At 67.3% G+C, this 25,583-nt stretch carries 26 protein-coding genes, 1 tRNA gene and 1 riboswitch; of the genes, 16 read left to right on the top strand and 11 right to left on the bottom strand.

Features of this window, described 5'->3' with window-relative positions; translation table 11 throughout:
- Window positions 1–58: 58 nt before the first annotated feature.
- The 6 genes from N825_RS07270 to N825_RS07245 all read left to right on the top strand — a co-directional run bounded on the left by N825_RS07270 (window position 59) and on the right by N825_RS07245 (window position 6,693).
- Window positions 59–1,120, top strand: coding sequence for a hypothetical protein (locus N825_RS07270; protein ID WP_037449055.1), 1,062 nt, complete (start codon window positions 59–61; stop codon window positions 1,118–1,120).
- Window positions 1,121–1,150: 30 nt separating this feature from the next.
- Window positions 1,151–3,124, top strand: coding sequence for a hypothetical protein (locus tag N825_RS07265; RefSeq protein WP_157619035.1), 1,974 nt, complete (start codon window positions 1,151–1,153; stop codon window positions 3,122–3,124).
- A 168-nt stretch (window positions 3,125–3,292) separates the two neighbouring features.
- Window positions 3,293–3,661 carry a hypothetical protein gene (locus tag N825_RS07260; RefSeq protein ID WP_157619034.1) on the top strand — a complete coding sequence of 123 codons (369 nt, stop codon included), beginning with the start codon at window positions 3,293–3,295 and terminating at the stop codon, window positions 3,659–3,661.
- A 1-nt stretch (window position 3,662) separates the two neighbouring features.
- On the top strand, window positions 3,663–4,403 hold the full coding sequence (locus N825_RS07255) for a hypothetical protein (protein WP_037449045.1): 741 nt from the start codon (window positions 3,663–3,665) through the stop codon (window positions 4,401–4,403).
- Between the two features lie 23 nt (window positions 4,404–4,426).
- Window positions 4,427–5,464 (top strand): hypothetical protein, encoded by a 1,038-nt coding sequence (locus N825_RS07250; protein ID WP_037449042.1) that lies wholly within the window; start codon window positions 4,427–4,429, stop codon window positions 5,462–5,464.
- Window positions 5,461–6,693, top strand: coding sequence for a papain-like cysteine protease family protein (locus N825_RS07245; protein WP_037449039.1), 1,233 nt, complete (start codon window positions 5,461–5,463; stop codon window positions 6,691–6,693). The genes N825_RS07250 and N825_RS07245 overlap by 4 nt, the downstream gene beginning before the upstream one ends.
- 68 nt (window positions 6,694–6,761) lie before the next feature.
- On the opposite strand, the gene N825_RS07240 is transcribed toward N825_RS07245, so the two are convergent.
- From N825_RS07240 to N825_RS07215, 7 genes are all read right to left on the bottom strand, one after another.
- A complete protein-coding gene (locus tag N825_RS07240; RefSeq protein ID WP_037449036.1) occupies window positions 6,762–8,114 on the bottom strand; it encodes a TldD/PmbA family protein in 1,353 nt (450 codons plus the stop codon).
- Between the two features lie 142 nt (window positions 8,115–8,256).
- Window positions 8,257–9,480 carry a multidrug effflux MFS transporter gene (locus N825_RS07235; RefSeq protein WP_051511680.1) on the bottom strand — a complete coding sequence of 408 codons (1,224 nt, stop codon included), beginning with the start codon at window positions 9,478–9,480 and terminating at the stop codon, window positions 8,257–8,259.
- Between the two features lie 112 nt (window positions 9,481–9,592).
- The gene (locus N825_RS07230) at window positions 9,593–10,756 is read right to left on the bottom strand and encodes a DUF3616 domain-containing protein (RefSeq protein WP_063833660.1); all 1,164 of its coding nucleotides are present in this window, start codon (window positions 10,754–10,756) and stop codon (window positions 9,593–9,595) included.
- Between the two features lie 148 nt (window positions 10,757–10,904).
- Window positions 10,905–11,141 carry a hypothetical protein gene (locus N825_RS07225; protein ID WP_157619033.1) on the bottom strand — a complete coding sequence of 79 codons (237 nt, stop codon included), beginning with the start codon at window positions 11,139–11,141 and terminating at the stop codon, window positions 10,905–10,907.
- A 261-nt stretch (window positions 11,142–11,402) separates the two neighbouring features.
- Window positions 11,403–11,618, bottom strand: coding sequence for a hypothetical protein (locus N825_RS07220; protein WP_037449028.1), 216 nt, complete (start codon window positions 11,616–11,618; stop codon window positions 11,403–11,405).
- Window positions 11,619–11,697: 79 nt separating this feature from the next.
- Entirely contained in the window at window positions 11,698–11,850 is a 153-nt protein-coding gene (locus N825_RS38735) for a hypothetical protein (RefSeq protein WP_157619032.1), read from the bottom strand.
- Between the two features lie 23 nt (window positions 11,851–11,873).
- Window positions 11,874–13,385, bottom strand: a complete 1,512-nt coding sequence (locus N825_RS07215) for a UbiD family decarboxylase (RefSeq protein ID WP_037449025.1) — start codon at window positions 13,383–13,385, stop codon at window positions 11,874–11,876.
- A 120-nt stretch (window positions 13,386–13,505) separates the two neighbouring features.
- Between N825_RS07215 and N825_RS36275 the strand changes: the two genes are divergently transcribed.
- A complete protein-coding gene (locus tag N825_RS36275) occupies window positions 13,506–14,222 on the top strand; it encodes a gamma-glutamylcyclotransferase family protein (RefSeq protein WP_157619031.1) in 717 nt (238 codons plus the stop codon).
- Here the strand turns inward: N825_RS36275 and N825_RS07205 are convergent.
- Complete coding sequence (locus tag N825_RS07205) at window positions 14,219–14,941, bottom strand: class I SAM-dependent methyltransferase (RefSeq protein ID WP_157619030.1); 723 nt, start codon at window positions 14,939–14,941, stop codon at window positions 14,219–14,221. The two genes, N825_RS36275 and N825_RS07205, sit on opposite strands and share 4 nt — an antisense overlap.
- A gap of 58 nt (window positions 14,942–14,999) precedes the next feature.
- Window positions 15,000–15,920, bottom strand: coding sequence for a 4-hydroxybenzoate octaprenyltransferase (ubiA, locus tag N825_RS07200; RefSeq protein WP_037449022.1), 921 nt, complete (start codon window positions 15,918–15,920; stop codon window positions 15,000–15,002).
- A gap of 166 nt (window positions 15,921–16,086) precedes the next feature.
- On the opposite strand from ubiA, the gene N825_RS07195 reads away from it, so the two are divergent.
- The 3 genes from N825_RS07195 (at window position 16,087) to N825_RS07185 (ending at window position 19,381) form a co-directional block, all read left to right on the top strand.
- The gene (locus N825_RS07195; RefSeq protein ID WP_037449019.1) at window positions 16,087–16,317 is read left to right on the top strand and encodes a hypothetical protein; all 231 of its coding nucleotides are present in this window, start codon (window positions 16,087–16,089) and stop codon (window positions 16,315–16,317) included.
- An 81-nt stretch (window positions 16,318–16,398) separates the two neighbouring features.
- Window positions 16,399–16,626, top strand: coding sequence for a hypothetical protein (locus N825_RS07190; protein ID WP_037449017.1), 228 nt, complete (start codon window positions 16,399–16,401; stop codon window positions 16,624–16,626).
- A 277-nt stretch (window positions 16,627–16,903) separates the two neighbouring features.
- Complete coding sequence (locus tag N825_RS07185) at window positions 16,904–19,381, top strand: PAS domain-containing sensor histidine kinase (protein WP_245613037.1); 2,478 nt, start codon at window positions 16,904–16,906, stop codon at window positions 19,379–19,381.
- A gap of 90 nt (window positions 19,382–19,471) precedes the next feature.
- Here N825_RS07185 and N825_RS07180 read toward each other — a convergent pair.
- Window positions 19,472–19,548 (bottom strand) — tRNA-Pro (locus tag N825_RS07180).
- 132 nt (window positions 19,549–19,680) lie between these two features.
- Window positions 19,681–20,703 carry a polyprenyl synthetase family protein gene (locus tag N825_RS07175; protein WP_037449480.1) on the bottom strand — a complete coding sequence of 341 codons (1,023 nt, stop codon included), beginning with the start codon at window positions 20,701–20,703 and terminating at the stop codon, window positions 19,681–19,683.
- 277 nt (window positions 20,704–20,980) lie between these two features.
- Here N825_RS07175 and N825_RS07170 point away from each other — a divergent pair, with 277 nt between their 5' ends.
- From N825_RS07170 to thiG, 6 genes are all read left to right on the top strand, one after another.
- A complete protein-coding gene (locus N825_RS07170; protein WP_037449014.1) occupies window positions 20,981–21,196 on the top strand; it encodes a putative signal transducing protein in 216 nt (71 codons plus the stop codon).
- A gap of 28 nt (window positions 21,197–21,224) precedes the next feature.
- Window positions 21,225–21,959, top strand: a complete 735-nt coding sequence (locus N825_RS07165) for a tRNA1(Val) (adenine(37)-N6)-methyltransferase (protein ID WP_245613036.1) — start codon at window positions 21,225–21,227, stop codon at window positions 21,957–21,959.
- An 86-nt stretch (window positions 21,960–22,045) separates the two neighbouring features.
- Complete coding sequence (locus tag N825_RS07160) at window positions 22,046–22,906, top strand: S49 family peptidase (RefSeq protein WP_245613035.1); 861 nt, start codon at window positions 22,046–22,048, stop codon at window positions 22,904–22,906.
- Between the two features lie 57 nt (window positions 22,907–22,963).
- A riboswitch (TPP riboswitch) is annotated at window positions 22,964–23,064 on the top strand.
- Entirely contained in the window at window positions 23,053–24,288 is a 1,236-nt protein-coding gene (thiO, locus tag N825_RS07155) for a glycine oxidase ThiO (protein WP_063833678.1), read from the top strand. Its footprint overlaps the riboswitch before it by 12 nt.
- Entirely contained in the window at window positions 24,285–24,494 is a 210-nt protein-coding gene (thiS, locus tag N825_RS07150; RefSeq protein ID WP_037449008.1) for a sulfur carrier protein ThiS, read from the top strand. The genes thiO and thiS overlap by 4 nt, the downstream gene beginning before the upstream one ends.
- Window positions 24,495–24,550: 56 nt before the next feature.
- Complete coding sequence (gene thiG / locus N825_RS07145; protein WP_037449006.1) at window positions 24,551–25,321, top strand: thiazole synthase; 771 nt, start codon at window positions 24,551–24,553, stop codon at window positions 25,319–25,321.
- Window positions 25,322–25,583: the final 262 nt, after the last annotated feature.

Below are 25,583 nucleotides of genomic sequence, written 5' to 3'. Positions count from 1 at the left end.
ACGTTGGCACCTACCCCCTGCCCGTTAACCCCTCTCCGCAGTCCAGGAGTTCCACCGGATGACCGATCACGAACAGCTCAAGGAAGAGGCTCGGTGCGACGTGCGCCGGACCCTGGCGGCGAGCGTCCAGTTCGCCCAGATGCCGCGCGCCGACCAGTACGACACCTACCGCCGCATGGTGGAGGGCCGCTATGGCGAGCTGCTGTCCCAAGGCGCCTCCCGCTCCACCGCGATGGCGCAAGCCAAGCCGCCCAAGGCCAGCGACCTGATCGACGACAAGCGGCACGAGAACAAGCGCATCGAACAGGCTGGCGACATCGCGGGCGACTTCGTCGAGGCGGTAGATTTCCCGAAATTCGTCAAGGATCTGCTGAAGGGTGTATTCGACGCCAACATCCAGGTCATGCTGGCCCAGACCGAGAACTACATCAGCCTGATGAAGGCCGCCTCCAAGTCGGTCACCGAGTTCGTCAAGGCGATCGACGACACCGCCGCCTTCGGCTATCTGGCGGAAAACAACGGCGATAGTTTCAGCCTGGACTTCGATGACGAGGAGAAGGACGAGAACGGCCAACAGAAGGTCGTGCTGACCGACAAGGAGGGCCAGAAGGTCGATCTCGGCGACAACGAGATCAAGGCCAAGATCATGGACGCCAAGATCGCCATGGCCAAGGAGCAGCGGGCGATGCTGCGCGAGACGATCCTGATGGGCGTCACCCGGCTGGTGGTCGAGAAGGGCAACATCAAGGCCTCCGTCCTGTTCGACTTCAAGACCACGGAAAAGATCGAGAAGCGCGACAAGGCGGCGATGCAGCAGGTCAAGTCGACCAGCAGTTCGGTCAAGGCGGGCGGCGGGCTCCTGGGCTCGATCTTCGGCGGACCGTCCGGCGGCCACACCAGCAGCACCCGCGATACCCGGCTCAGCGTCTCCTCGGCCAAGAGCAACTCGTCCACCGACCTGTCGGCCAAGCTGGCCGGCTCGGTCGACATCACGTTCAAGACGGATTACTTCAAGCTGGACAACTTCGCCCAGCTCTACAACCAGCCGGTCGAGCAACCGGCCCAGCAATCCGCGCAACCCGCCAGCCTGCCGCCGCGTCCCGCGACGCCGGCGCGTTGACCCCGGACGGGCGGGTGACCGGCGATGGCCTTGGCATGCATCCGTTTCGTGGACAGCGGGCGAGGCGTCGCCCGCTTCAAGGTCGATGTCGGCCGGAACCGCTGGTACGCCTACGCCATCGGCGAGGGCGGCACCCAGCGGCGGAACGGGCTGACCATGCTCGACGCCCGCTCCCACACCTCGGAGTTGCTGGGGCCGCTGGACCCTTCGGAGGATGGCCGCACCGAGCTGGAGGTGCCAACCCGCCTGTTTTCCGGCCGCGACCGGTCGATCCAGCTCATGAGCTTCCGCACGCCCGGCCGCGATGGTCCGGCGCTGTCGGAGATCGTCGTGGTCCCGCCGAACCTGGACCTGTCGGGTGATGGCTTGGCCGACCTACCGGAGATCAGCATGACCAGATCCAGGACGCTCGCGGCTCCCCCGCGCCAAGCCGCCGCCATCCCGACGGTGCGGCGCGCCCTGGCGCCGGCCCGGCCGCTCAGCACGGCGCAGTTCCTGGATGGGTTGCTGGCGCTGCTGCCCCAGATCCTGCCCGCCGCCGGATCGATCCTGGGCGGCCTGCTCGACGGCGGCGGAGCCAAGGGGCCTTCCGGTCCGCCCGCGGGGGGCGGCGATCTCCAGCAACTGGTGGCCCAAATCCTCAAGGCCCTGGCCCCCGCCGGTGCGGCGGCGCCAGCTCCCGCGAAGGCCGACGCCAAGTCGCTGGCCCTGGGGATGAGCCGGGGGATGGACCGGGGAGCGAAGAAGCGCGGACGCTACAGCGAGGCGGCCGTGGCTCCAGCCCTGCTGGCGGCCTTGCCGGCGCTGATGCCGGTGCTTCAGCAAGTGCTGTCGCCCGAGACCATCAAGGGCCTGTTCAACATGGTCGATCCCAAGAACGTGCTGGGCGCCGTGACCGACGCGGTCACCTCGGTCGGCAAGCTGGGCTTGGACGCGGAGAAGCAGGAGCTGGAGCATCTCAGGGCCCTGAACCCCGGCGTCGACGATCCGGCGCTCAACCAGCTGCTGCTGAGCATGAGCGCCCATCTCGAAGAGCCGCGCGCCCATCCACGCTATCGCCGCGTCCCGACCGTTCGCCTGACCTTCACCGATCTGGTCGAGACCACCGTGGACGGACGGACGGTGACGGCCTTCCTGCTCGGGCGCGCCCTGTTGTTCCCCCTGATGGTCCAGACGCCCCGCCCGCTGCCCGAGGCGCGGCTGGTGCTGATCCTGAAGGACGCCACCACGCTGGAACCGCTCGCCCGCACCCGCGTGGCGGTCCCGGCCGGCACCGCCGGACCGCTTCCCGAGGCGCCGGGCTTTCCGGTCGAGGACCTGCAACGGCTGGTGGCCGGCCGCGACTATCTGGTCTGCGCCCACCTGATCTGGCGTAACAAGCGGGGCGACAAGGTCGGGGCGGCGATGAGCCATTCCATCCACATGGTCGGCGAGCACAGTCCCGGCGCGGTGGACGCGACCGGGCCGGCCGTGCCGCTCGACGATGTCGGCCGCCACCGCGATTTCTGGCACAAGGTCTGGGAGGACGAGCTTGACGACGACCATCGCCGGATTGAGCTGGAGGCCCGCTACGTCACCCTGATGGAGCCGGACCGCACCACGAACGCCCGTGTCGAGACGGTCGTCAGGACCGAACCCGTCGGGGTCCGGAAGCTGGAGGGCCGCCTGAAATCCGGTCTGGTGCTCTGCCCCAACGCGCTGAACGAGTTGCTGCCCGACATCGCGGGCGCGCCGATGCTGGCCCCGACGGAACTGGCGGCCCTGATGACGCCGGGCTTCGTCCGCCGGTTCGGCCTGAGCGCGCGTAGCAGCGTCAAGTTCGCCGGACGCGGCGGCGCCACGGTGGCGCTTTGGGTCTTCCCCGAGGTCAAGGTGGCGACCATAGCGCTCCAGCGGGCGGCGGATGTCGCCCCGTCCGGACAGGTGCTGCGGTTCGAGCCCCGGCACGTCAGCTTTCCCTTGCCGTGCAAGGTCCATTTCGTCGGAACGAGCAGCGCGCCATGACCGTCTCCCGCACCCGGTTTCCCACACGACCTCGCGCTGCCGCCTCCGGCTTTTCGGCCGGACTGGCGGCCCCGGTCAGCCTCGGCGAGGTCCTGCTGAACGGCATGACCGTCGTGTTCGACCAAACTGCGGCCCTTACCCCCGTCGATCTCACAGCGGAGCCTGGCGATGTCCCCCAACCCCGCACCGGACGCGACACCGGATCCGGAGCCGCCCGCCGCCGCCCCGATGGAGGAAGTGGCGGCCGAGGAAGATGGAACCAAACAGGCCGGGGCTGGGGAAAGTGACGGAGCGCTGGCGTCGTTCGGCGATCTCGCGGCCGACTTGGCGGTGTTCGCCGAGACGCTGGAGGACGAGGAGGCCGGTGTCGCCATGTCGATCGACCGCATGACCATCGACCTGCCGGTCGAGCTGGAGGTGCGGGTGGGCGAGGATGGCCGGGTCGCCCTGGGGAGCGAGCCGCCGACCCAGTACACCGACACCTCCGTGATGCCAGTGTTCCACCGGCTGCGGATCACCTTGGGAGGCCCCGACTGACGTGGCCCAGAACCTGCCGTGGCGTCTCGAGTCGTTCCTGGATTCCCTGATCGTCGAACTCGACCGGGCGCAGGACACGCTCGCGATCAAGGGAGTCAACCGGCCGCTCACCTACACGGTCAAGGATGTCGCCCTGGAGTTGCAGCTCTTCCCGCAGGTGCAGGGCGACACGATCCTGTTCTCGACCGCCAGGCCGGGAGAGAGCGGTGCCAGCAAGGTGTCGATCCAACTCGGCTCGATCACCGACCGGCAGATCAAGGAAGTGACGAAACAGCCGATCAGCGGCGATGACGTGGCGATCGACCTGATCGACGACATCGACGAGGAGACCCGGACCAGCCTGCGCCGGATCGGGGTCACGTCCGAAGGGGACATCCAGCGCATGCGCGACAGGAACATCGACATCAAGAAGGTCAGCAACAACAAGGTCGACTACCAGAAGCTGGCCGACCTGATCGGACAATCGAAGCGGCGAAGCGCCGCTCCCGCCGTCAGCAAGGTCAGCGTCCAGAAATCGGAGGGACGGACCGTGTTGCGGCTGGCCGGCGCCAATCTCGCGGCGGCGGCGCAGGCTCCCGGTTTCCCCGCCGCCCAGCTGAACCGCTCCGCCGTCGAGGTGGTGTCGGTCAGCGACCGCGAACTGGCGCTGGCCGTGCCCGACGGCGTGCTGCGGCCCGGCAGCAACCAGCTCGCCGTGGCGCTGGACCAGTTTTCCATCATCCGCATGGACCTCAAGCACTGACATCGATCCAGGGACGACGCATCATGGCGGCAAGCACCAAACCAGCAAGCACCAAGCCGGCAAGCACCGGGGCCGGCCCCAAGGGTCAACTCTACCTGATCGAACGGACTCTCCGCCGCCGCGACGCGAAGCCGGGCGTCAAACCCGGAGCGAAGGAGCCGCCATCGGTCAAGCGCCAGCGCGCCGATGGCGACGCGCCAATCGACCTGCGCTATCCGGCCCACCCGGCGGACGAGATCCTGCCGCCGCCCGCGAATGGACGAGGCCAGACGTCCGGTCCGGCGCCGCTGGGCTTCGGCTACGGATTTGGCGAGCCGGCGGGTGCCACCGCCTTCGACCTGGTCGCGATGTCGCTGGAGGATGGGGCGGCCAATGGCGCCACCGCCTTCCAGGTCGAGGAGTTCGACACCTCCTCGGCCAAGCCGCGCCACGACTGCGGCTGCAAGGCCCGCTCGCTGTCCGACGATGAGGATGGGGATGGGGACCGGGTGGAAGCCGCGGTGGAGTTCCCGCCCGAACCGGAGGAGGGCCGCCGCGACGATCCGCCCGCCGAATATGTCTTCCCCGAAGCGGCATCGCTCGACCTGGGGGATGACGCCGAGACGCGCCGGTTCAACGAGGATCTGAAGGCGATCCTCAGCGGCCAGAAGTCGCATCCCTCGGTGGAGCGCAATCCGCCGCCGCGACCTCCGGACTGGGACGACGACGCGCCCTCGCCCCCCTCCCCCGCGGCGCCTTCAACCGCGTTTGGCCACGAGATCTTCGACCGGCTGGGCGCCAGCATGTCCAGGGCCACCACCTTCGACCTGGGAAGCATGGCGATCGAACAGTCGATGGACGAATTCGACCGCCGGATGGCTTACGAGGAACGCCCCACCGGCGGTCCGAAAAACGGGAAGCCAACCGCGACGGCGCCAGCGGCGCTCGCCCTGAGCGACCTGGATTTCGCCGAGGACCTCTCGCTGATCATGGCCTCGTCCAATCCGGCCGAAGCTCAACCGACACCCGCTCAGGCGATCTTGGCCGCGGCGACACCAGCATCAGGGGAAACACCATCATGAGCCTGTTCCAGCTCCAGAAAGACGTGTCGCGGGCGCGGAAGCGGATCGTCAAGCGACCCGAACCCAGCCGGACCAAACCGTCGACGGCCCAGGCGTCGCGGACGCGCGCTTTCGCGACGCCGGTGAACTACAGGGTTCCGGGAACGGTTCCGATCGTCCGGCAGAACAGCCAGAATGTCTGCTGGGCGGCATCGACCACCATGCTGATGTCCTGGCTGCTGAACGAAGGCATGACGGTCGAGCAGGCCATCGGACGCGTCGGTCCAGTCTGGCTAGGCAAGGTCCGCAACGACCAACCACTGGGAGGAGACGAGAAGGACAATTTTCTGAACGTGGCGGGAATGGTCGCCAAGGGACCAGCCAACTTCTCCCTGGAGGACTGGCTGGCCATGCTGCAGGCCTATGGACCCCTGTGGGTGACGACCAGCGAACTCCCGGCCTTTCCATTCTCCGTCCATGCCCGAATCCTGGTCGGCATCTCGGGGGATGGAACGGCGCGGGGCACCCTGTTCCATTTCAACGATCCCGGCAAGGCGGTCGAGCAATCCGAAACCTTCGAGGCCTTCATGACCAAATACGAGCGCCCGGTCAAGAAGGCCAACGAGGTCAAACCGCCACCGCTCGTCCCGCCTCTGGTCGTCCACTGGGCGCCCAACGCCAAAGCGACGGTCCAGCAGCAGTCGATCCAACAGTCGATGTACCGCGACGGACGCGCTGGCGCCTTCGCCGGTGCCGCGCTCGCCGAGGCCGTCGCGGCGGTCGGCGGCACCTTGTTCGCCGCCTACAACAGCAAGTCCGCCGGCGACATCAAGTACAGCTTCGACAAGATGGACGACCTGCGATGCCCCAAGAAGGCGACGGCGCAGGAGAAGGCGATCACCCGCGCGCCGGCCACGGCGACCGTGGAGGAGGCCTCGACCTGCTTCGCCCTGAAGGTCGGCGCCGGCGTCAGGATCTACTGGGAGTACAACGGCGTCTGCCTGGGCCCGATCTCGATGGAGATCACCGATCCGACCGATTATCTCGGCGGCAGCGCGGAGATCACCGGCTCGATCCTGCTGAACGAGCAGCCTCCAGTCAAACCGGGAGCGGGCGGCAAGCCGATCATCGGCGTCCGGATCCACTTCCAGTACATCTTCAACTGTTCCGGCTTCAACCCGGAGATTCGCACCTTCGACGTCATCGTCTACGCCGACGGCACCTACACCCGCTCCCGGACGATGATCTGAGCCCGTCGAAGGACGGCCGGAGTTTCTGGAACTCCGGCCGTCCGATCAGCGGACGGGAGTGACGGCCGTCAGGTGCCGGCAACCATCATGCGGTCGATCCGGATGGTCGGCGCGTCCATGCCGTAGCGGAACTCCAGGTCGTTGGCGGGCTCCAGCGTCAGGAACATTTCCTTCAGGTTGCTGGCGACCGTCAGCTCGCTGACCGGATAGGCGATCTCGCCGTTCTCGATCCAGAAGCCGGCGGCGCCCCGGCTGTAATCGCCGGTGATCCCGTTGATGCCCATGCCCATCAGTTCGGTGATGTAGAGGCCTTCCTTGATCTCGCCGATCAGTTCCTCCGGCGTGCGGGTTCCCGGCGCCATGTAGAGGTTGCTGGGACCCGGCGACGGCGGGCCGGAGGTGCCGCGCGACGCGTGGCCGGTGGATGTGAGGCCCAACTGGCGGGCGGAGCGCAGGTCGAGCAGCCACGTGGTCAGCCGGCCCTCCTCGATGATGTTCCGCCTGGACATCGCGACGCCCTCGCCGTCGAACGGCTTGGAGCGCAGACCGCGCCGGACATGCGGATCGTCAACGATGGTGACGCCGGGGCGGAACAGCTGTTCCCCCATCTTGTCCTTGAGGAAGCTGGTGCCGCGCGCGATCGACGGCCCGGTGATGGCGCCCGACAGGTGGCCGATCAGGCCACGCGAGACGCGCGGATCGTAGATCACCGGCACCTGGCAGGTCTTGACCTTGCGCGGGTTCAACCGGCGCACCGCCTTCTCGCCGGCGCCCCGGCCGATCTCCTCGGCCGACGCCAGATCCTCGGCGAAGACCTTGGAGCTGTAGTCGTAGTCGCGCTCCATGCCGGTTCCGGTGCCGGCCAGCACCGAGACCGACAGGCTGCGCCGCGAGAGGGAATAGGCGCCGGCGAAGCCATTGCTGGCGGCGATGGCGACATGCGACCGGCTCCAACTAGCCTCGGCCCCTTCGGAATTGGTCACGCCGTCGACCGCCAAGGCCGCTTCCTCGGCGACCCTAGCCTGCTCGATCATCTGTTCGGCCGAGGGTTCGGTCGGATCGTCCATCTCCAGGTCGGTAGGCCAGTCGCGGGCGAGCTGGTCCGGGTCGGCCAAGCCGCTGAACGGGTCCTCGGGGACGTTCCGCGCCATCGCCACGGCGCGCTCGACCAGCGAGGCGAGGGTGTCGTCGCTCCTGTCGGTGGTCGAGACGATCGCCTGGCGCTTGCCGACGAAGACGCGCAGGCCCAGATCACCGGCTTCCGCCCGCTCCAGCCGCTCGGGCTGGCCCAGCCGCTGCGAGAGCGACAGGGACGCGCCGTCGAACAGCACCGCGTCGGCGGCGTCGGCTCCGGCGGCCTTGGCCTTGCCGATCAGGCCTTCGAGCAGCGAGAGGGCGGCGTCATGGGTATCAGAAGGCATCGGGATCTCCGGTCGATTTCAGGTCGCGCTCGTTTGGACGTTCCTATCCAGATGGGCGGCGTTCCCGGAAGATGGCAGGGGGGAGGCGGACATGTCCCGCTTATTTTCACCACGGCGGGTGTTTGACGGGGACGGATCGCCGTCAGTCGGTCGTGCCGGGCGCCGGAACCGCGTCCGGCGAGGGTCGCCGCGCGCCGATCGCCATGAGATAGGCGCCGACCGACAAGGCTCCCGCCACCACCATGACCAGGATCATCGGCATCTGGTCGTCGTCCTTGAGATAGCCCACGGCCACGGTCGCCACCGCCCCGACCGACATCTGGAGAAAGCCCAGCAGGCCCGACGCGGCGCCGGCGACCCGCGGGTTGACGCTAATCGCGGCGGCGATGCCGCTGGGCATGGCGATGCCGCTGCCGACCGCCGCGAGGCACATCGGCAGGAAGATGCCCAGCGCGTGGAAATGGCCCAGAAGCCCGAGCACGCCCATCACGGCGACGCCGGCGATGTTCGTCACCGTGCCGACCAGGACCAGCCGGCGGGCGCCGAGCCGCGTCGCCAGCCGGGCGGCGATGAAGCTGCCCAGCGCGTATCCGGCGGAAACCAGCACGAACAGCGCGCCGTATTCGCTGGGCGGCCGCTTCAGCAGCTCGATCATGATGTACGGCGCCCCCGCCAGGAAGGCGAAGAACACGGCGCTGACGAAGGCGGTGTTGAGGGCGAAGCCCAGATAGGCCCGATTGCGCAGCAGCGCCCCATAGCCCTTGACCATGCCGATGATTCCAGGAAGCGGCTGGCGCTGGAAATTGGTCTCGCGCAGCGATCCGAGGCTCCACAGCCAAACGGCGGCGCCACAGGCCAGGACCATTAGGAAGCTGGCGCGCCAGCCGAACCAGACCTCCAGGAATCCCCCCAGCGCCGGCGCGATGGCGGGCGCCACGGCCATCGCCATGGTGATGTAGGCGAGCGTGCTTGCCGCCTTGTCGCGCTCGTGGACATCACGGACGATGGCGCGGCTCAGCACCATGCCGGCGCAGCCGCCGACCGCCTGGACGATCCGCCCGGCGATCAGCGTTCCGATGCTGGGAGCGAGGGCGCAGACGAGACTGGCCGCGACGAAGATTCCCAGCCCGGCCAGCAGCACCGGGCGCCGTCCGAACCGGTCCGACAGCGGCCCATAGATCAGCTGGCCGCAACCGATGCCAACGAGGTACAGGGTCAGCGCCAGCTGCGCCGTGCCGTAATCGGTCTCGAACACCCGGACCAGTCCGGGGATCGACGGAATGAAGATGTTGAGCGCCATCGGACCGATCGCGGTGATGGCGATCAGGATGGCGATGTGCGGCGGCCGGACGGCGGCGAAACTCATCAGGCTGGCATCATGGGTTTGACTTCGCGGCGGATGAGACAACCGCAAGGGTAACCCGACTCCGCCGACAGCCAACCTTTGTCAGGACATGGCTGGGATGCGCGCGGCCACCTCAGGGATCGTCGCGGCGTTTCGCTGGCAGCGGAAACACGTCGGCGGCCACCCCGCGGCCATTGGGGGCGAGCCGGTCGGGGGCGGGGCTGTCGTAGACCACCAGGACCGACAGGGGTTGGTCCGGCCTCGCGAAGAGCGTGGCGCCCTCGGCGTGGTCGGTGCCGACGCCGTTGGGGATATCCATCACCCGCTCCAGCCGGCTTCGCGGGATGATGGTCTCCTCCCGCTGATTCCAGGCGTCGGGCCAGCGGTACAGCACCACCGGCCCATCCAGATCCATGGTCGGACCAGCCAGAATCAGCAGGTCATCGCCTTCCAGCGACAGTTCGCGGATACCCAACCCGTCGAGATCGAGGAAGTGCTTGCGGTAGCGCTCGCCCTCGGGACCGATCTTGCGGAGCTTCAGCCCGGTGGACTTGGCGTTATGGCCTTTCTCGGCCACCACCAGTTCGAGGATCACCGCCCAGCCGCGCAGCACGGGGCCGCGCATGCCCAGGAAGACCCGCTCGCCGCGCGCGGAGATGCCCTCGATGTCGAAGCCATTGTCCTTGGAGGGAATCGCCATGAAGCGGCCGAGATGTTCGTCCTTGGCGAGCGCCTTCGACAGGGCGTTGGCCCCGGCGGGGTCCATCTTCAGCCGCCCCGCCGTCAGCTCCGCCCCGCCATCATTGGATGGCGCCGACCGGCACAGGGTATAGACGCCATCAGCACCGTCCCTGACCAGGGGAATGCGCCCCAGCAGGTAGCGGTTGGGCTCGCACTCGATCTTGGTCAGCCGCTCCAGCGCCTCCTCGACGCCGTGCTCGTCCAAACTGGGCTTCTTGCGCTTGAGGCTATGCGAGCCGCAAATCCAGAGATAGTCGCCATCGACGGACAAGCCCTCGACATCGACCTCCCCCTTGACCGGCAGGTCGAAGAAGTCGGTCAGGCGGTAGGGAGTGTGCTGGCCGAAGCTCCGCCAGTCGTCGGTGGTCAGGCGCTCGATCGTGTCGGTCTCGTCCGAGGCGACCCAGAGACAGCTTCCGGACTGTTTGACCACCGACAGGTTGCCACGGAGCGGTTCGGTGACCTGCTCGCTCAAGGCGTCATGGTGATGGAAATCGAGCATGACGCGCTCCCGCGCGACCTGCCTCGCCGTGGAAGTCCGCTTCTTGCCCGCCATCGTGTTCCCCCAGTGCTCTTGCCCACGAGGCGACAGTGCGGGGGCCACACCATCATGGCAAGGGCGTGAAAGGTCGGCTGGGAAATCGAAGCCCCAAGATCCGCGCTGGCCGCGACGCCGTCATGGGCGGCGCGGCCAGCGCGGTTCATCAGACGATGTCGAAGGTGGCCAAGGCGCCAGCAACCGTGGCGCAGGTCGTATTGTAGGAGATGTGGCTGCCGGCCGGACCGGTGATCGTGTAGGTGCCGCCGACAACCAAGTCGTTCGTCGGGGAGAGCGCCATCACGGTCACGACGCCAGCGTTGACGGCCGCCGAAGCTCCGTGCCCCACGTAGCCAGTCTCTTTGCCGGTGCCAGTAACGTTGGCGAGGTGGAAATAATTCATAATCGTCTCCATGAAATGACAAGGGAACGCAAGCCCATCCTTGAAATCGCATACGAATGGATGCGCTCAATTCGTGACATGACGCCGAACTTGATAGTTAAATTTAAATAATTTCTCGATTATCTTCTATTAATTACAGGTTTGACTTTGAAATGATTCTTATATCTTAATTTTATATGTCAGAACTTACTTAATCTTAAAAATTCCCTTGCCTCGACATCTTCTCGATTGACTTGAAGATTGGAAAAATCAATTCCGCAGTCAAAACCTATTTGACCGCTTGGCATTTTTGAAACTGTACTCGGTCCAGATCGCCGGGCGCATGTACGCCTCGAAAAAGAACAGGACGGTCGACAGGTCGCGTTCGAGGTCGCTGGTGTCGGCGAATTGAGCGTGTGAATGTATATCGCCGACCTGCGACTCGAAGATGTTCGCGAACCGCAAAGCATCATCATGCGGACTGTTCGCCCGGACCATGGTCGTGGAAGTTCACCTCACCTCGCCCGCACTCAATCGACGGAACGATAGTTGTTCAGCATGTGGTGCCACTGCGCGATCATGGCTTTCCGGTGCCCGCGGGCGAAGGCGGCGGGCCTTTCAGGTCGTTGAACAGGAGGCGGTCACGCTGCTCCCGTATATTGTCGGAGAAGAGGCTGGCGATGTTCCAGCCGATGGGATGATCCTGTTGGCTCCCCACGGCCAGCACCATGACCGCTTCATGGAAAATTCATCTCATTTCCAAATCGGCTTGCCATGGAGCGGGATGCCGTAGCTATCCCATTTGCGGGTGACCTCGTCGATCACGTCGTCGGACATGCGGAGCTGCTGGCCCCATTCGCGTTTGGTCTCGGGCGGCCATTTGTTGGTGGCGTCCAGACCAACCTTGCCGCCCAGACCGCTTTCGGGGCTGGCGAAGTCCAGGTAGTCGATCGGCGTTCCCTCCACCACCGTGATGTCACGGGCCGGGTCCATGCGGGTCGAGACCGCCCACATCACGTCCTTCCAGTCGCGCGCGTTGATGTCGTCGTCCACGACGATCACCCACTTGGTGTACATGAACTGGCGGAGGAACGACCAGACGCCCATCATCACGCGCTTGGCGTGGCCCGGATAGGCCTTCTTCATGGAGACCACGGCGATGCGGTAAGAGCAGCCTTCCGGCGGCAGCCAGAAGTCGACGATCTCCGGGAACTGCTGGATCAGCAAGGGGATGAACACCTCGTTCAGCGCCTCCCCCAGAACGCTCGGCTCGTCCGGCGGCCTGCCGGTGAAGGTGGAGAGGTAGATCGGGTTCCGCCGCATCGTGATGGCGGTGACGTGGAAGACCGGGAACGGCTCGACCGCGTTGTAATAGCCGGTGTGGTCGCCGTACGGTCCCTCGTCGCCGAACTCGTCCAGGCTGACCAGCCCCTCGATCACGATCTCGGCCTGCGCCGGCACCTTCAGCGGAATTGTCTTGCAGTCGACCAGCTCGACCTTGCGCCCGCGCAGCAGTCCCGCGAACTGGTATTCCGACAGCGTGTCCGGCACGGGGGTGACGGATGCCAGGATGGTGCCGGGATCGGCCCCCAGCACGGCGGCGGCCGGCAACGGCTCGCGCTTGCCCGACGCGGCCCAGCGCTGGTGATGCTGGGCGCCGCCACGGTGCTTCAGCCAACGCATCAGCGTCGTGTTCCGCCCGGTCACCTGCATGCGATAGATGCCGAGGTTGAAGTCGTCCTCGCGCTTCTTGCCCGGCCCCTTGGTCACCACCAGCGGCCACGTGATCAGCGGAGCCGGCTCGCCCGGCCAGCAGCCCTGGATCGGCAGGCGGCCCAGGTCGATGTCGTCGCCCTTCAGCACGATCTCCTGGCACGGCGCCGACGAGACCGTCTTCGGCTTCATCGACAACACGGTCTTGGCCAGCGGGATCAGGTCCAGCGCCTCGCGGAAGCCGCCCGGCGGCTCCGGCTGGCGCAGGAAGGCCAGCGTCTCGCCGACGCCGCGCAACTCGTGGGGCTCGCGGTCCATGCCCCAAGCGACCCGTTCCACGGTGCCGAACAGGTTGATCAGCACCGGCATGTCATAGCGCGACCCATCGGGCCGGATGACGTTCTCGAACAGCACGGCCGGTCCCTGCTGGGCGAGCAGCCGGGTGTGGATCTCCGTCATCTCCAGCGCGGGAGAGACCGGCGTCTTGACGCGCACGAGACGGCCCGAGCGTTCCAGCCGGTCCATGAAGTCGCGCAGCGAGGAATAGGGCATTGGATCAGCGTCTCTGAAGGTCTGGGATGGTGGTCTCGACTCAGTCGGCCTAACATCGGCCTGCCGAACGCGCCGTCAAGCGGATTGACGACGCGGCGCGAAGACCGCACCGTCGGCCGCATGGCTTCCACCCCCCTCATCGACCCCGCCGTGATCGCGCTGGCCTGCGGCTATCCCTATGCCTTCGCGGGGTGCTCCTACCTGTTCGAGGGCGGCGAACAGCGCCCGTTGCCGGTCTTGACGCCCGCCTTGCTGGAGGGCCGCGTGCCGGTCATCGCCTGCGGCTCCAACCGGTCGCCCGAACAGCTCGCCCGCAAGTTCGCGGACTGGCCGCTTCCCCTCGCCATTCCGGTCCTGTGCGGTGCCCTGGAGGGCTTCGACGTCGTCCACTCCGCCCATTTCACCCGCTACGGCGCCCTTCCCGCGACCTTGTGCCCGGCGCCGGGCGCCGCCGTTGACATCGCGGTCCAATGGCTGACAGAAACCGAATTGGACCGCATGGACGCCACCGAGGGCATCGGTGTCAATTACGACCGCCGCCGGCTCGACGGCATCACCTTGCGAATCGAGGGGCTGGGCATGATCGGCGCGGCCGACGCCTATCTCAGCCGGCGCGGCGTCCTGACCCGGGACGGAGCGCCCATCGCTTTCGAGTCGATCGCCTGCGCCGGCAGGATCTGGCCGGCGCTGGACCAGCGCGCCGTGCTGGAACTGGCGCGCGACCGCTTGGCGCCGGGAACAGCCCTGGACGGCTTCATCCACCGGATCGTGATGGACCAGGAATACCGCGCCGAAATCACCGCCGTGCTGGCGCGCGACGCCTTGGCGCGAGCCTAGACCGTTCCCAGCAGCCGCCAGACCGTGGTCTCCCGGATCTCCTTGTCCTCCAGGTCGAGTGAGGTCGGCACCAGATAGCGCGCCAATGGCTCCAGCCCGGTCTTCGGGACATAGGCGCGGCCGGGATCGCCGAGCAACACCAGCACGCCGTCCCGGGCGAGCCCGCGCAGCCACGGGATGATCCGGTCGGCCATCGGCTTCTCGTAGCAGACGTCGCCGGCCAGCACGACCTGGATTCCGGGCATCGGGTCGCCGACGATGTCGCGGCGCGAGACCTCGATCGCGACGCCGTTGGCGGCGGCGTTCAACCCGATGGAGGCGACCGCGAAGTCGTCGATCTCCGCCGCGATCACCAGCGCCGCTCCGGCCTTGGCCGCCGCGATGCCGGCCACGCCGCCGCCCGCCGCGAAGTCGAGCACGCGGCGCCCCGCCACCAAGCCCGGATTGTCCAGGACGTGCCGGGCGACCGCCCTGCCGCCGGGCCACGCGAACGCCCAATAGGGCGGCGGCAGGTCGCGGGCGGCGAGGTCGACCTCGGTCGCCTCCCACAACGGCGTCACCTGGGTCGCCAGATGCAACGCCACCTCCGGCAGCAGCGGAGCGGTCGACAGCTCCGTGTTGGCCTGGATGAAGGCCTGCCGGGCGGCCGTCGTGTCACCGGGGGGTGGGCCGACCAAGGGGCCGAGGGGTGGGGAGTCGAGGTTTGGGGAAAAGGTCATCGCGCGGACTTGCCCACAGGGCTTACCCCCACGCAAGGGGATTCGGCGGATCAAGCCATCAGAGCACCCGGCCTGCGACAATGGCGCCCAGCACCAGCCAGCCGAACCAGCGGTTGGACTTGAACTTGACCAAGCAGTCCATTTGGTCGTCCGGCCGCCACGTGCCGACCTGCCACGCGAGTTGCAGCACGGCGGCCAGCAGGACCATCTGGAACCAAATACCCAAACCCGCCACCAGCCCCGCCGCCAGCAACCCGCCATAGGTCAGGGTGTAGAAGCCATAGATCCAGATCTTGGAGGCGTCGCCCAAGCGCAGGGCGGTGGACTTGACGCCGATCCGGGCATCGTCCTCCTTGTCCTGGTGGGCGTAGATCGTGTCGTATCCCAGCGTCCAGACGATGCCGGCGGCGTAGAGCAGGACCGCCGGCAGGTCCAGCCCTCCCGTCACCGCCGCCCAGCCGACCAGGGCGCCCCAGTTGAAGGTCAGCCCCAGGAACGCCTGTGGCCACCAAGTGATGCGCTTCATGGTCGGATAGGTGAAGACCAGCACCAGGGATGCCGCACCCAGCAGGATGGTGAACAGGTTGAACTGGACCAGCACCGCCAGCCCGATCAGCAGTTGAAGCACCAGGAACGCCAAGGCCTGGCGTACCGTCACCTGTCCGCTGGGAATGGGGCGGCTCCGGGTCCGCTCGACCATGCCATCGATGTCGCGGTCCAGGATGTCGTTGACGGTGCAGCCGGCTCCCCGCATCGTCACGGCGCCGACGGCGAACAGGATCATCATCCAGGGGTCCGGCCAGCCCTGCGTCGCCAGCGCCTGGCTCCACCAGCACGGGAATAGCAGCAGCCACGTGCCGATCGGGCGATCGAGGCGGGCCAGCTTCAGATAGGGCCGCGCCGCCGCCGGGGCGAGGCGGTCGATCCATCCGTCCGGCCGAATATCGGTGAACCCGTCGCGGCTCCCGGCTGAGGTCATGGCTGGCATCCGTCCATCAAAATTCCGCGAACCCTTCGGTGACGGCGGCACTCTAGCCCAGGAGATCACCGGTCCGCACCCCGCGATGATGGGAGATTAACGCGCGGCGGGGGTTGCGGTGGCGTCAGGGCGGCGTGCTACAATGCCTGAGTCCCGAGGAGGTTCCATGGCATTCAAGCCTAATTACAACCAGCAGCGCGCTGACCGCAACCGCGCCAAGGATCAGAAGAAACAGGAAAAACTTCGCCTGAAGGAGGAGGCCGCCGCGCAGCGCAAGGCGGGCAACCCCGAGGACGGAGACGCCGAGAGCGATGGCGGCGAGGACGCCGACGCCACGACGGAGGGGGAAACCGGGCAGTCACAGCCGGGTGGAGCCGCGTCGGGCCAAACGTCATAAGCCGATGGAGACGGTGTCGGCGAGTGGAGCCGATGCCCTAGAGAACGCCGCTGACCCTGTATCGCAATTGGGAGAGGGGCAATGGCCCGTAAGAAGCAACCGACGGACAACGCGTATGTCCTATTCGACGTCCTGTACCAGGACGGCGCGCGGACGTCGAACCGCAAGGTCCCCAGCTCGGATATCGGTGGGCTGGACGGCGACGAACCGGCCCGCGCGATCATCGAGGCGCAGGACCGCAAGATCGCGGAGATGTCGGGCAATCCACGTGGCCCGATAAAGACCATCACCCGCTCGCCGAACCAGTAGGCGGAGTGGCTGGAACCGGCGGATGGGCGTTTCCCGTCCGCCGTCCCCGTCCGCTTGGACGATGATTTCATCCAAAGGTTAACCTCTTGGCCAACCGGCGAAAAAATAGGACGGGCCAGGAAATGACCGCCCGCCAGGGGCGTAGTGATGGACGAGCGCCCATCATTTATGTAACGTCCTTAATCGGATGAGTTAAACTAGGTTAACTAACACCCTCCCCGTGAGCACGCTGGCTACCAAACACACGATCTTTCTGGCTGCGGCCGGCGCGGCACTGATGGCGACATCGGCGTACGCCCAAGTCCCGCCGGTGCAAACCGGATCGGGCGGGGCATCGATCGCGCTCGGCTCCATCCTGCTGGGCGCCACGGCCGCCGTTGGCTTGGCGGGATTCGCTTGGCAAACCTGGCGGTTGCGGGGCGAGTCGCGGCGGGCCATGGCCGCCAGAACGGATGCCGCCCGGTTGGAGGCCTTCCTGTCCGCGTCGCCCGACGCGTGGTGCGGCTGGAGCCAGGATGGCGCGCACGCGGTTTCCCCCGGTTTCGCGGCCATGCTCGGCGTCGACCGGTGCGACCGGCTGGAGGATATCGAAACGGCGCTGGCCCCCAGCGACGCGGCGGCGCTGAATGGCGCCTTCGGCCATCTGCGCCGGACCGGCAAGCCGTTCCAGATCGTCGTCTCAACCGCCGATGGCGGCCGGGTGCTCGAGTTGAGCGGGTCGCGCGGCGCTGGCGCTGACAATTTGAGCTTCGACGTGCTGTGGGCGCGCGACATCGGCCACGTCACCGGCGAGATCACCCGCCATACCCAAGCCCGTTCGGCCGCGCTCGAGACGCTGGCCGAGATCCAGTCCGCGCTGGACAGGATGCCCTTTCCGGTCTGGCTGCGCCGGCGCGACCTGTCGATCTCCTGGTGCAACAGCGCCTACGCGGCGGCGCTCGACCTTGGCCGCGACGAGGTCGTGGAGCGTCAGCGGGAACTGGTCCCAGACTTGCCGGAGGAGCCCCGGACCTCGCTGGCCGAACAGGCGCGGAACAGCGGCGAGGTCCAATCCGAGACGCGGCACCTGGTCATCGACGGCGCCCGCCGCCTGATCGCGATCACCGAGGCGCCGATCGCGACCTCCCCCGGAGGTTCGCCAGCCGGAGACCCAACTGGAGATAGGGCGGGATCCCTGGTTGGATTCGCCCTCGACGTCACCGCCCAGGAAGACCTGCAGCGTGAGCTGAACCGCCATATCGCTGCCCATGGCGAGGTGCTGGAGCAGCTTGGATCGCCGATCGCGATCTACGGCGCCGACACCCGCATGCTGTTCTACAATCAGGCCTATGTCTCGTTGTGGGGACTGGACGAGGGCTGGCTGGAGACGGAACCGACCTATGGCGAGGTCATGGAGGACTTGCGGGCCCGCCGCCGTCTGCCGGAACACGCCGACTTCCCGCGCTACAAGCGCGAACAGCTGTCCAAGTTCACCTCGCTGATCGAAGCGGCGGAGGACCTGCTGCACCTGCCCGACGGCACGACGCTCCGCATGCTGATCGTGCCGCACCCGTTTGGCGGCCTGATGTTCATCATGGAGGACGTCACCAACGCCCTGGCGCTGGAATCGTCCTACAACACCTTGATGGCGGTCCAGCAGGAGAGCCTGGACAACCTCGCCGAGGGCATCGCGGTGTTCGGCGGCGATGGCAGGCTCAAGCTGTCAAACCCGTCCTACGCGCGGATCTGGCGGCTGCGGCAGGAGGATCTGAACGGCGAGCCCCATCTGGTCGAACTGGTCGAGAAGATGAAGGACTTCTTCGACTACGGCAACGACTGGGACGGCTTCAAGAACGAGAGCATCGCCAGCACCCTGGAACGGACCGCGCGGAACGGCCGGATCGAGCGCGCGGATGGCTCGGTGGTCGAGTTCTCCAGCGTGCCCCTGCCCGACGGCGCCGTGCTGACCAGCTTCCTGGACGTGACCGACAGCGTGCGGGTCGAGCAGGCGCTGCGCGAGCGCAACGCGGCGCTGGAGGCGGCCGACCGGCTGAAGTCGGAGTTCATCGCCAATGTCTCGTACCAGCTCCGCACGCCGTTGAACGCGATCATGGGCTTCGCCGAGATCCTGGCGAACCAGTATTTCGGCGAGTTGAACGAGCGCCAGCTGGAATACAGCCGCGCCGTGTTGGACAGCGGTCAGCGCCTGCTGCTGCTGATCAACGACATCCTGGACTTGGCCACGGTCGAGGCCGGCTACATGGTGCTGGAGCGGGCCCCCGTGGACATTCCCGCCATGCTCGGCAGCGTGCTCAACCTGACGCGGGACTGGGCGCGGAAGCAGAACCTGAAGCTGGAGGTCGATCACGCCGACGATATCGGCACGATCGACGCCGACGAGAAGCGCCTGAAGCAGGCGGTGTTCAACCTGATCAGCAACGCCATCAAGTTCACCCCGCCCGGTGGCCGCATCCTGGTCTCGGCCGAGCGGGTCGGCGGCTCCTTCGTGCTGGCGGTCAGCGACACCGGCATCGGCATCCCGGCGGCCGACCAGGAGCGGGTGTTCGGTCGCTTCGAACGCGCCAACCCCCAGGCCCGCCAGACCGGCGCCGGCCTTGGCCTGTCGCTGGTCAAGAGCTTCATCGAGCTGCACGGTGGCCGGGTCGAGATCGAGAGCCGCATGAACGAGGGCACCTGCATCCGCTGCATCCTGCCAATCCGCGTCGGAGCGGCCAGCCAGCCCGCCCCCGCCGGAGCGGCGCGCGCCGGAAACTGACCACGCTCCGCGCGCGGAGCGAACCCAAGATCAAAAACGGTCCAAACGCAAAAAGGGGCCTCGGCGATGCCGAGGCCCCTTTTTGCGTCATGGTCGGAGTGAGAGGATTCGAACCTCCGGCCCCTGCCTCCCGAAGACAGTGCTCTACCAGGCTGAGCTACACTCCGTTACCCTGGCCGCCGCCCCCGTGGGTCCGTCACCGGACCGCCGTGGTGCGGCGTGGCGGGTATATACCGGCAAGGCCGGTCCCGCGCAAGCGGCGAATTCCGCGCCGCGCGGACTTTTTGGCGCGTGGCGGCTCAGAACTCCCGGTCGATCACGAAGTCGATCACATCAAGCATCGCGCGCTTCTCCGGACCATCGGGGAACAGGCCCAGGGAGTCGCGGGCGATGGCGCCGTAGTGGCGGGCCCGCTCGACCGTGTCGCGCAGCGCGCCGTGCTGGTTCATCATCGCGATGGCCTTGTCGAGGTCGCCGTCGGTCTGTTCCATCTCCTCGACCGTCCGGCGCCAGAACGCCCGATCCTCGTCGCTGCCCCGCCGGTAGGTCAGGATCACCGGCAGGGTGATCTTGCCCTCGCGGAAGTCGTCGCCAACCGTCTTACCCAGTTGCGCCTGAAGCGCCGAATAGTCCAGCACGTCGTCGACCAACTGGAAGGCGATGCCGAGGTTCAGTCCATAGGCGAACAGGGCGTCGGCCTCGACCGCCGGACGGTTGGAGACCACCGCGCCGATCTGGCAGGCGGCGGCGAACAACTCCGCCGTCTTGGCGCGGATGACGTCCAGATAGGCCTGCTCGCTGGTGCCGGTGTCGTTCGACGTGGTCAGCTGCAGCACCTCCCCCTCCGCGATCACGGCGGAAGCGTGGGAGAGGATGCGCAGCACCTCCAGCGAACCGTCCTCGACCATCAGCTGGAAGGACCGGCTGAACAGGAAGTCGCCGACCAGGACGCTGGCCTTGTTGCCGAAGACGGCGTTCGCCGAGGCGAGACCGCGGCGAAGGTCGCTCTCGTCCACCACGTCGTCGTGGAGCAGCGTCGCGGTGTGGATGAACTCGACACAGGCGGCCAGCGCTTGGTGGCGGCTGCCGTCATAGCCGCACAGCCGGGACGACGCGAGCGTCAGGACCGGCCGCAGCCGCTTGCCCCCGGCGGCGATGATGTATCCGGCGAGTTGAGGGATCAGCTCGACCGGGGACTGCATGCGGTCGATGATCAGGGCGTTGCAGGCCTTGAGGTCGTCAGCGACCAGGTCCGTCAGCTTATCGAGTGCGTTCACGTCGGGTTTTGATCGTTTCAGGCTGAGGTTGGTGACGACCGCCAATTTGGTCTCCAGCATGGCGTGGCAGGGCACGAATCGCTAGCGAGCATAAGGGCAGGACTTCATTGGTCAAGCCCGGTGTCGCGGTCGGATCGGATCAGGAGGCCATGCCCACCCCACGGACGCGCCCTGGAAACCCTATGACGGGGTGGTCATGACCCTCCGTGACACGTTCCACATCGGACGCCATCATGTTATTCGCAAGCCACGCACGTCCTCCGGACCCATCGGCGGATCATTGGGAGGGGGTGGTCCAGGGAATGGCCAGGAAGGAACGACGATGAGGGAGCTGCTGCGGACGGTGGACCCCGTCCTGCTGTCGTGGCTGACATCGCTGCTGGCCGACGCCGGCATCGACACGATCGTGCTCGACACCTACACCAGCATCCTGGAAGGCAGCATCGGCGCCATTCCGCGCCGCCTGATGGTGGTGGAGGAGGATTTCGCCGAGGCGCGCCAGATCCTGGTGGAGGCCGGACATCTCCCCGCCGACTGACGAGCCCGCGCGGACCGTGGACCAAGGCGTGGAATGCACCGCCGACCGGCTGCTAGGCGGCGGGATCAGCCTGCTTCAGCCGCGTGACGGATACCGGGCCGCGATCGACCCCGTGCTGCTGGCGGCCGCCACGCCCGCCATGGCGGGGGAGCGGGTGCTCGATGTCGGCGCCGGGGTCGGGGCCGCGACCTTGTGTCTCGCCTTCCGCGTGCCAGGCGCCGACGTGACCGGGCTGGAGCTTCAGCCAGACCTCGCTGCGCTGGGCGACCGGAACATCCGCGGCAATCGGTTCGAGGACCGTGTCCGCATCATGACCGGTGACCTTTTGTCGCCACCCCCGGAACTGGCTGGCACCGCCTTCGACCGCGTCATGACCAACCCCCCGTTCCAGAAGGCCGGCACCCACACCCCGGCACCCGGCGCCAGCCGGGCGATGGCCCATGGCGAGGGTGCCGCCGACCTGTCCGCCTGGGTGGACTTTTGCGCCCGCCGGGTCAAGCCGCGAGGCACCCTGACGATCATCCACCGCGCCGACCGGCTGGACGAGTTGATGGCGCTGCTCCACGGACGGTTCGGCGCGATCACGCTGATCCCGCTGTGGCCCCGGGCCGGCCAGCCGGCCAAGCGCGTCGTCGTCACCGCCCGGAAAGGGGCGCGCGGCCCGGCGGTGCTGTCGCCGGGCCTGGTCCTGCACCAGGCGGACGGCCGCTTCACATCCACCGCGGAAGCCATCCTGCGCGACGGCGCGGCCCTGGCTCCCTGATACATGGGATATCTTTGAAACACGGGATATCTTTGAAAAGCGAGGGGCCCGACACCATCTTGGGATCCATGCTGATCCGCCGCCTCATGACCGCCCTCGGTCGCAAACCCGCCCCCATCGTCTCCGTCCTGCGGCTCTCCGGCGTCATCGGCGCCGGGGGAGCCCTGCGGCAAGGCATCACCCTGTCGGCCCTGGCTCCCGCGATCCAGAAGGCCTTCGCCGTTCCGGGCCAGCAGGCCGTGGCGCTCCAGATCAACTCGCCCGGCGGGTCGCCGGTGCAGTCGGCGCTGGTCGCCGGGCGCATCCGGCAGCTGGCGGACGAGAAGAAGGTGCCGGTCTTCGCCTTCGCCGAGGATGTCGCGGCATCCGGAGGCTACTGGCTGGCCTGCGCGGCGGACGAGATCTACGCGGACCCCAGTTCGATCATCGGCTCGATCGGCGTCGTGTCGGCCGGGTTTGGCTTCCAGGACCTGATCGCCCGCCACGGAATCGAGCGCCGCGTCCATACCTCCGGCACCAACAAGGCGATGCTGGATCCGTTCAAGCCCGAGCGGGACGAGGACGTCGTCCGGTTGAAGGCGATCCAGACCGAGATCCACGACGCCTTCAAGACCATGGTCCGGAGCCGGCGCGGCGACCGCTTGAAGGGTGGCGACGAGGACCTGTTCACGGGAGAGTTCTGGACCGGCGCCAAGGCGCTCGACCTGGGTTTGATAGACGGCTTGGGCGACTTGCGGTCGGTGATGCGCGGCCGCTTCGGCGAGAAGGTCGATCTGAGACTGGTCCACGCCGACCGGCGCTGGTGGCGCGGCCGGATCAAGACGGAGGGTGGCGCCTTTTCTTCGATGGTGCCGGCGATGCTTCCGACCAATCTGGCCGACGACTTCGCGGGTGCCATGATAAACGCGATCGAGGAACGGGCGATCTGGTCGCGCTTCGGCCTCTGATCCGTCCAGGGGTTGCGCATCGGGGCACCCCGCCCTAACATATGGCGCGTTCTTGAATTTGAATGGCTGGGGTGCCGGTCCCTCGATGGACCGGCTGAGATCATACCCATCGAACCTGTTCGGGTCATGCCGACGAAGGGAGCCTCGTGACGACGACGATATCCTATTTCGAATCCTCCGATAACGCCAACGCCGTCAAACCGTCGGTCGCCATCGTCGGCGCCGGGGTGATCGGGCTTGGCATCGGCTGGCGGCTCGCCGCCGCCGGTTGCCGCGTCGATGTCTTCGACAAGGGTGAGGCCGGCACCGGGGCCAGCCACGCCGCCGCCGGCATGCTAGCCGCCGGGGTGGAGGTGGAGCCCGGCGAGGAGGGGCAGCTTCCGCTCAACCGCCATAGCCAGGAGCTATGGCCCGGATTCGCGGCGGAGCTGCGGGCCGCTTCCGGCATCGACGTCGAGCTGCGAACCGAAGGCACTCTCGTGGTGGCGCTCAACGCCGACGACGTGGCGCGGCTGCGCTTCAACTTCGACCTCCAGAAGAGCCTTGGCCTGGATCACGCGTGGTTGAGCGGGGCGGAGGTCAAGCGGCGGGAGCCCTATCTCCACACCGGCACCGTCGCCGCCATCCACAGCCCCGGCGACCATCAGGTCGACAATCGCAAGGTCGCGGCGGCGCTGAAGGCGGCTTTCGGGCGCGCCGGCGGCATTCTCCACGAGAACACTCCCATCGCCGAAATCCTGACCGAGGGTGGACGGGCCACCGGTGTCTTGCCCGAAGGCGGCGAGCCGCATCGCGCCGATGTCACGGTGCTGGCGGCGGGAGCGTGGTCGCGAGCCATCCCCGGCCTGCCCGACGGAGCCCGTCCACCAGTCCGTCCGGTCAAGGGCCAGATGGCGGCCCTGCGGATGGACCCCCACGAACCGTTACTCCGCCATGTCGTCTGGACCCCTGGCGTCTATCTGGTGCCCCGCCTGGACGGCCGTCTGGTGATAGGGGCCACGGTCGAGGAGCGCGGCTTCGACACCACCTTGACGGCTGGCGGCGTCATGTCGCTGATCGAAGGGGCTTGGCGGGCGTTGCCCGGCATCGAGGAACTGCCGATCGACGAACTTTGGGTGGGGTTCCGCCCCGGATCGCGCGATGACGCACCGATCCTCGGGCCGTCGGCCCTGGACGGGCTGGTGCTGGCGACCGGCCACCACCGCAACGGCATCCTGCTGACACCCATCACCGCCAACGCGGTCTCGGACCTCATCCTGACCGGGCGGATCGCCGATGTCATCCGCCCGTTCGGCATCGACCGGTTCGCGGCGAAAGCGGCGCCAAGCCGCCCCGACTCCATGGCCGATCCCAGGGCCGACCCCAGGAGGGAACAGACATGACCCGGCATATCCACGTGAACGGAAAGACCGAGCCTCTGGCGGCGGCGACCTTGGACGCCCTGCTGCGCGACAAGGGCGTCGCGGCCACCGCGCGGGGCGTCGCCGTGGCCTTGAACGGTGAGGTGGTTCCGGCGGCGAAATGGACGGACACCATCCTTACCGCCGGGGACGAGTTGGAGATCGTCCGCCCCTTCTCCGGCGGCTGAATCCGTTTCACCGCCCGAACGCGATCCCCCGAACGCACTCCACTGAAAGCGAACCAATGTCCGATTCCTTCGAGATCGCGGGCCGCGGCCTGACCTCGCGCCTGTTCATCGGAACCGCCGGCTACCCGAACCGCCAAATCATGCTCGACAGCATCGTGGCGAGCGGAGCCCAGGTCGTGACCGTATCGATCCGCCGGATCAGCCTCGAAGGCTACGCCGAGAGCATGGTCGACCTACTGGGATCCGACTACGTGCTGCTGCCCAACACGGCAGGCTGCTCGACCGCGCGCGAGGCGGTGCTGACCGCGAGGCTCGCCCGCGAGGCGCTGCGCACCAACTGGATCAAGCTGGAGGTGATCGGCGACCGCGAGACGCTGCATCCGGATGTGACCGAGCTGTTGAAAGCGACCGAGGAGTTGGTCGCGGACGGCTTCACCGTGCTGCCCTATTGCAACGACGACCCCGTCTCCTGCCGCAAGCTGGCCGATGCCGGGGCCGCCGCCGTGATGCCGCTGGGCTCGCCGATCGGCTCCGGCATGGGCATCGCCAACCCCCACGCGATCGAGCTGATCTGCGCCCGCAGCACTGTTCCGGTCATCCTGGACGCTGGCATCGGGACCGCGTCGGACGCGACGCTGGCGCTGGAACTGGGCTGCGACGGCGTGCTGCTGAACACGGCGGTCGCCAAGGCGCGCGACCCGCGCCGCATGGCGTCGGCCATGCGCGCCGCGGTGGAGGCCGGCCGCCACGCCTGTCTGGCCGGTCGCATCCCGAAGCGAACCCATGCCGAGGCTTCCAGCCCGCAGCTTGGCCTAATCGGCACGTGATCCAGTATCGCCAAAGTTGCCACCGACGCGGGGCGCCGATCCTCCGGGAATGAGACTAATTAGCCAGTCACTCAACCGTAGGTCGGGTAGAGCGCAGCGGCACCCGACACCAACTCGCCTGCTTGTCGGGTGCCGCTGCGCTCTACCCGACCCACGGCTACGGCCATGCTAGTATTTCGCCAGTCAGTTTCGCCAAAGCGAGAATGGAACCTGTGTGGGATCTCGCTCCCTTCACGCTCCTTTCGCCTTCGGCTGACTCTCA

Origin of the sequence: Skermanella stibiiresistens SB22 (assembly GCF_000576635.1) — a bacterium.
Taxonomy (GTDB): Bacteria; Pseudomonadota; Alphaproteobacteria; order Azospirillales; family Azospirillaceae; genus Skermanella; species Skermanella stibiiresistens.
The sequence above is the reverse complement of the archived record's forward strand: the minus strand, read 5'-3'. Positions and strand labels throughout refer to the sequence as shown.

What these genes read in the sequence shown, in the direction of transcription:
- N825_RS07235 (WP_051511680.1), bottom strand. Translation starts at nt 9,480, where the DNA reads ATGAGTTTCGCCGCCGTCCGGCCGCCGCACATCGCCATCCTGATCGCC.
- N825_RS36275 (WP_157619031.1), top strand. Translation starts at nt 13,506, where the DNA reads ATGGCTTCCACCCCCCTCATCGACCCCGCCGTGATCGCGCTGGCCTGC.
- N825_RS07250 (WP_037449042.1), top strand. Translation starts at nt 4,427, where the DNA reads ATGGCGGCAAGCACCAAACCAGCAAGCACCAAGCCGGCAAGCACCGGG.
- N825_RS07190 (WP_037449017.1), top strand. Translation starts at nt 16,399, where the DNA reads ATGGCCCGTAAGAAGCAACCGACGGACAACGCGTATGTCCTATTCGAC.
- ubiA (WP_037449022.1), bottom strand. Translation starts at nt 15,920, where the DNA reads ATGACCTCAGCCGGGAGCCGCGACGGGTTCACCGATATTCGGCCGGAC.
- N825_RS07230 (WP_063833660.1), bottom strand. Translation starts at nt 10,756, where the DNA reads ATGGCGGGCAAGAAGCGGACTTCCACGGCGAGGCAGGTCGCGCGGGAG.
- N825_RS07215 (WP_037449025.1), bottom strand. Translation starts at nt 13,385, where the DNA reads ATGCCCTATTCCTCGCTGCGCGACTTCATGGACCGGCTGGAACGCTCG.
- N825_RS07225 (WP_157619033.1), bottom strand. Translation starts at nt 11,141, where the DNA reads ATGAATTATTTCCACCTCGCCAACGTTACTGGCACCGGCAAAGAGACT.
- N825_RS07245 (WP_037449039.1), top strand. Translation starts at nt 5,461, where the DNA reads ATGAGCCTGTTCCAGCTCCAGAAAGACGTGTCGCGGGCGCGGAAGCGG.
- N825_RS07240 (WP_037449036.1), bottom strand. Translation starts at nt 8,114, where the DNA reads ATGCCTTCTGATACCCATGACGCCGCCCTCTCGCTGCTCGAAGGCCTG.
- N825_RS07260 (WP_157619034.1), top strand. Translation starts at nt 3,293, where the DNA reads ATGTCCCCCAACCCCGCACCGGACGCGACACCGGATCCGGAGCCGCCC.
- N825_RS07185 (WP_245613037.1), top strand. Translation starts at nt 16,904, where the DNA reads ATGGCGACATCGGCGTACGCCCAAGTCCCGCCGGTGCAAACCGGATCG.
- thiS (WP_037449008.1), top strand. Translation starts at nt 24,285, where the DNA reads ATGACCCGGCATATCCACGTGAACGGAAAGACCGAGCCTCTGGCGGCG.
- N825_RS07160 (WP_245613035.1), top strand. Translation starts at nt 22,046, where the DNA reads ATGACCGCCCTCGGTCGCAAACCCGCCCCCATCGTCTCCGTCCTGCGG.
- N825_RS07170 (WP_037449014.1), top strand. Translation starts at nt 20,981, where the DNA reads ATGAGGGAGCTGCTGCGGACGGTGGACCCCGTCCTGCTGTCGTGGCTG.
- thiG (WP_037449006.1), top strand. Translation starts at nt 24,551, where the DNA reads ATGTCCGATTCCTTCGAGATCGCGGGCCGCGGCCTGACCTCGCGCCTG.
- N825_RS38735 (WP_157619032.1), bottom strand. Translation starts at nt 11,850, where the DNA reads ATGGTGCTGGCCGTGGGGAGCCAACAGGATCATCCCATCGGCTGGAAC.
- N825_RS07270 (WP_037449055.1), top strand. Translation starts at nt 59, where the DNA reads ATGACCGATCACGAACAGCTCAAGGAAGAGGCTCGGTGCGACGTGCGC.
- N825_RS07205 (WP_157619030.1), bottom strand. Translation starts at nt 14,941, where the DNA reads ATGACCTTTTCCCCAAACCTCGACTCCCCACCCCTCGGCCCCTTGGTC.
- N825_RS07220 (WP_037449028.1), bottom strand. Translation starts at nt 11,618, where the DNA reads ATGGTCCGGGCGAACAGTCCGCATGATGATGCTTTGCGGTTCGCGAAC.
- N825_RS07195 (WP_037449019.1), top strand. Translation starts at nt 16,087, where the DNA reads ATGGCATTCAAGCCTAATTACAACCAGCAGCGCGCTGACCGCAACCGC.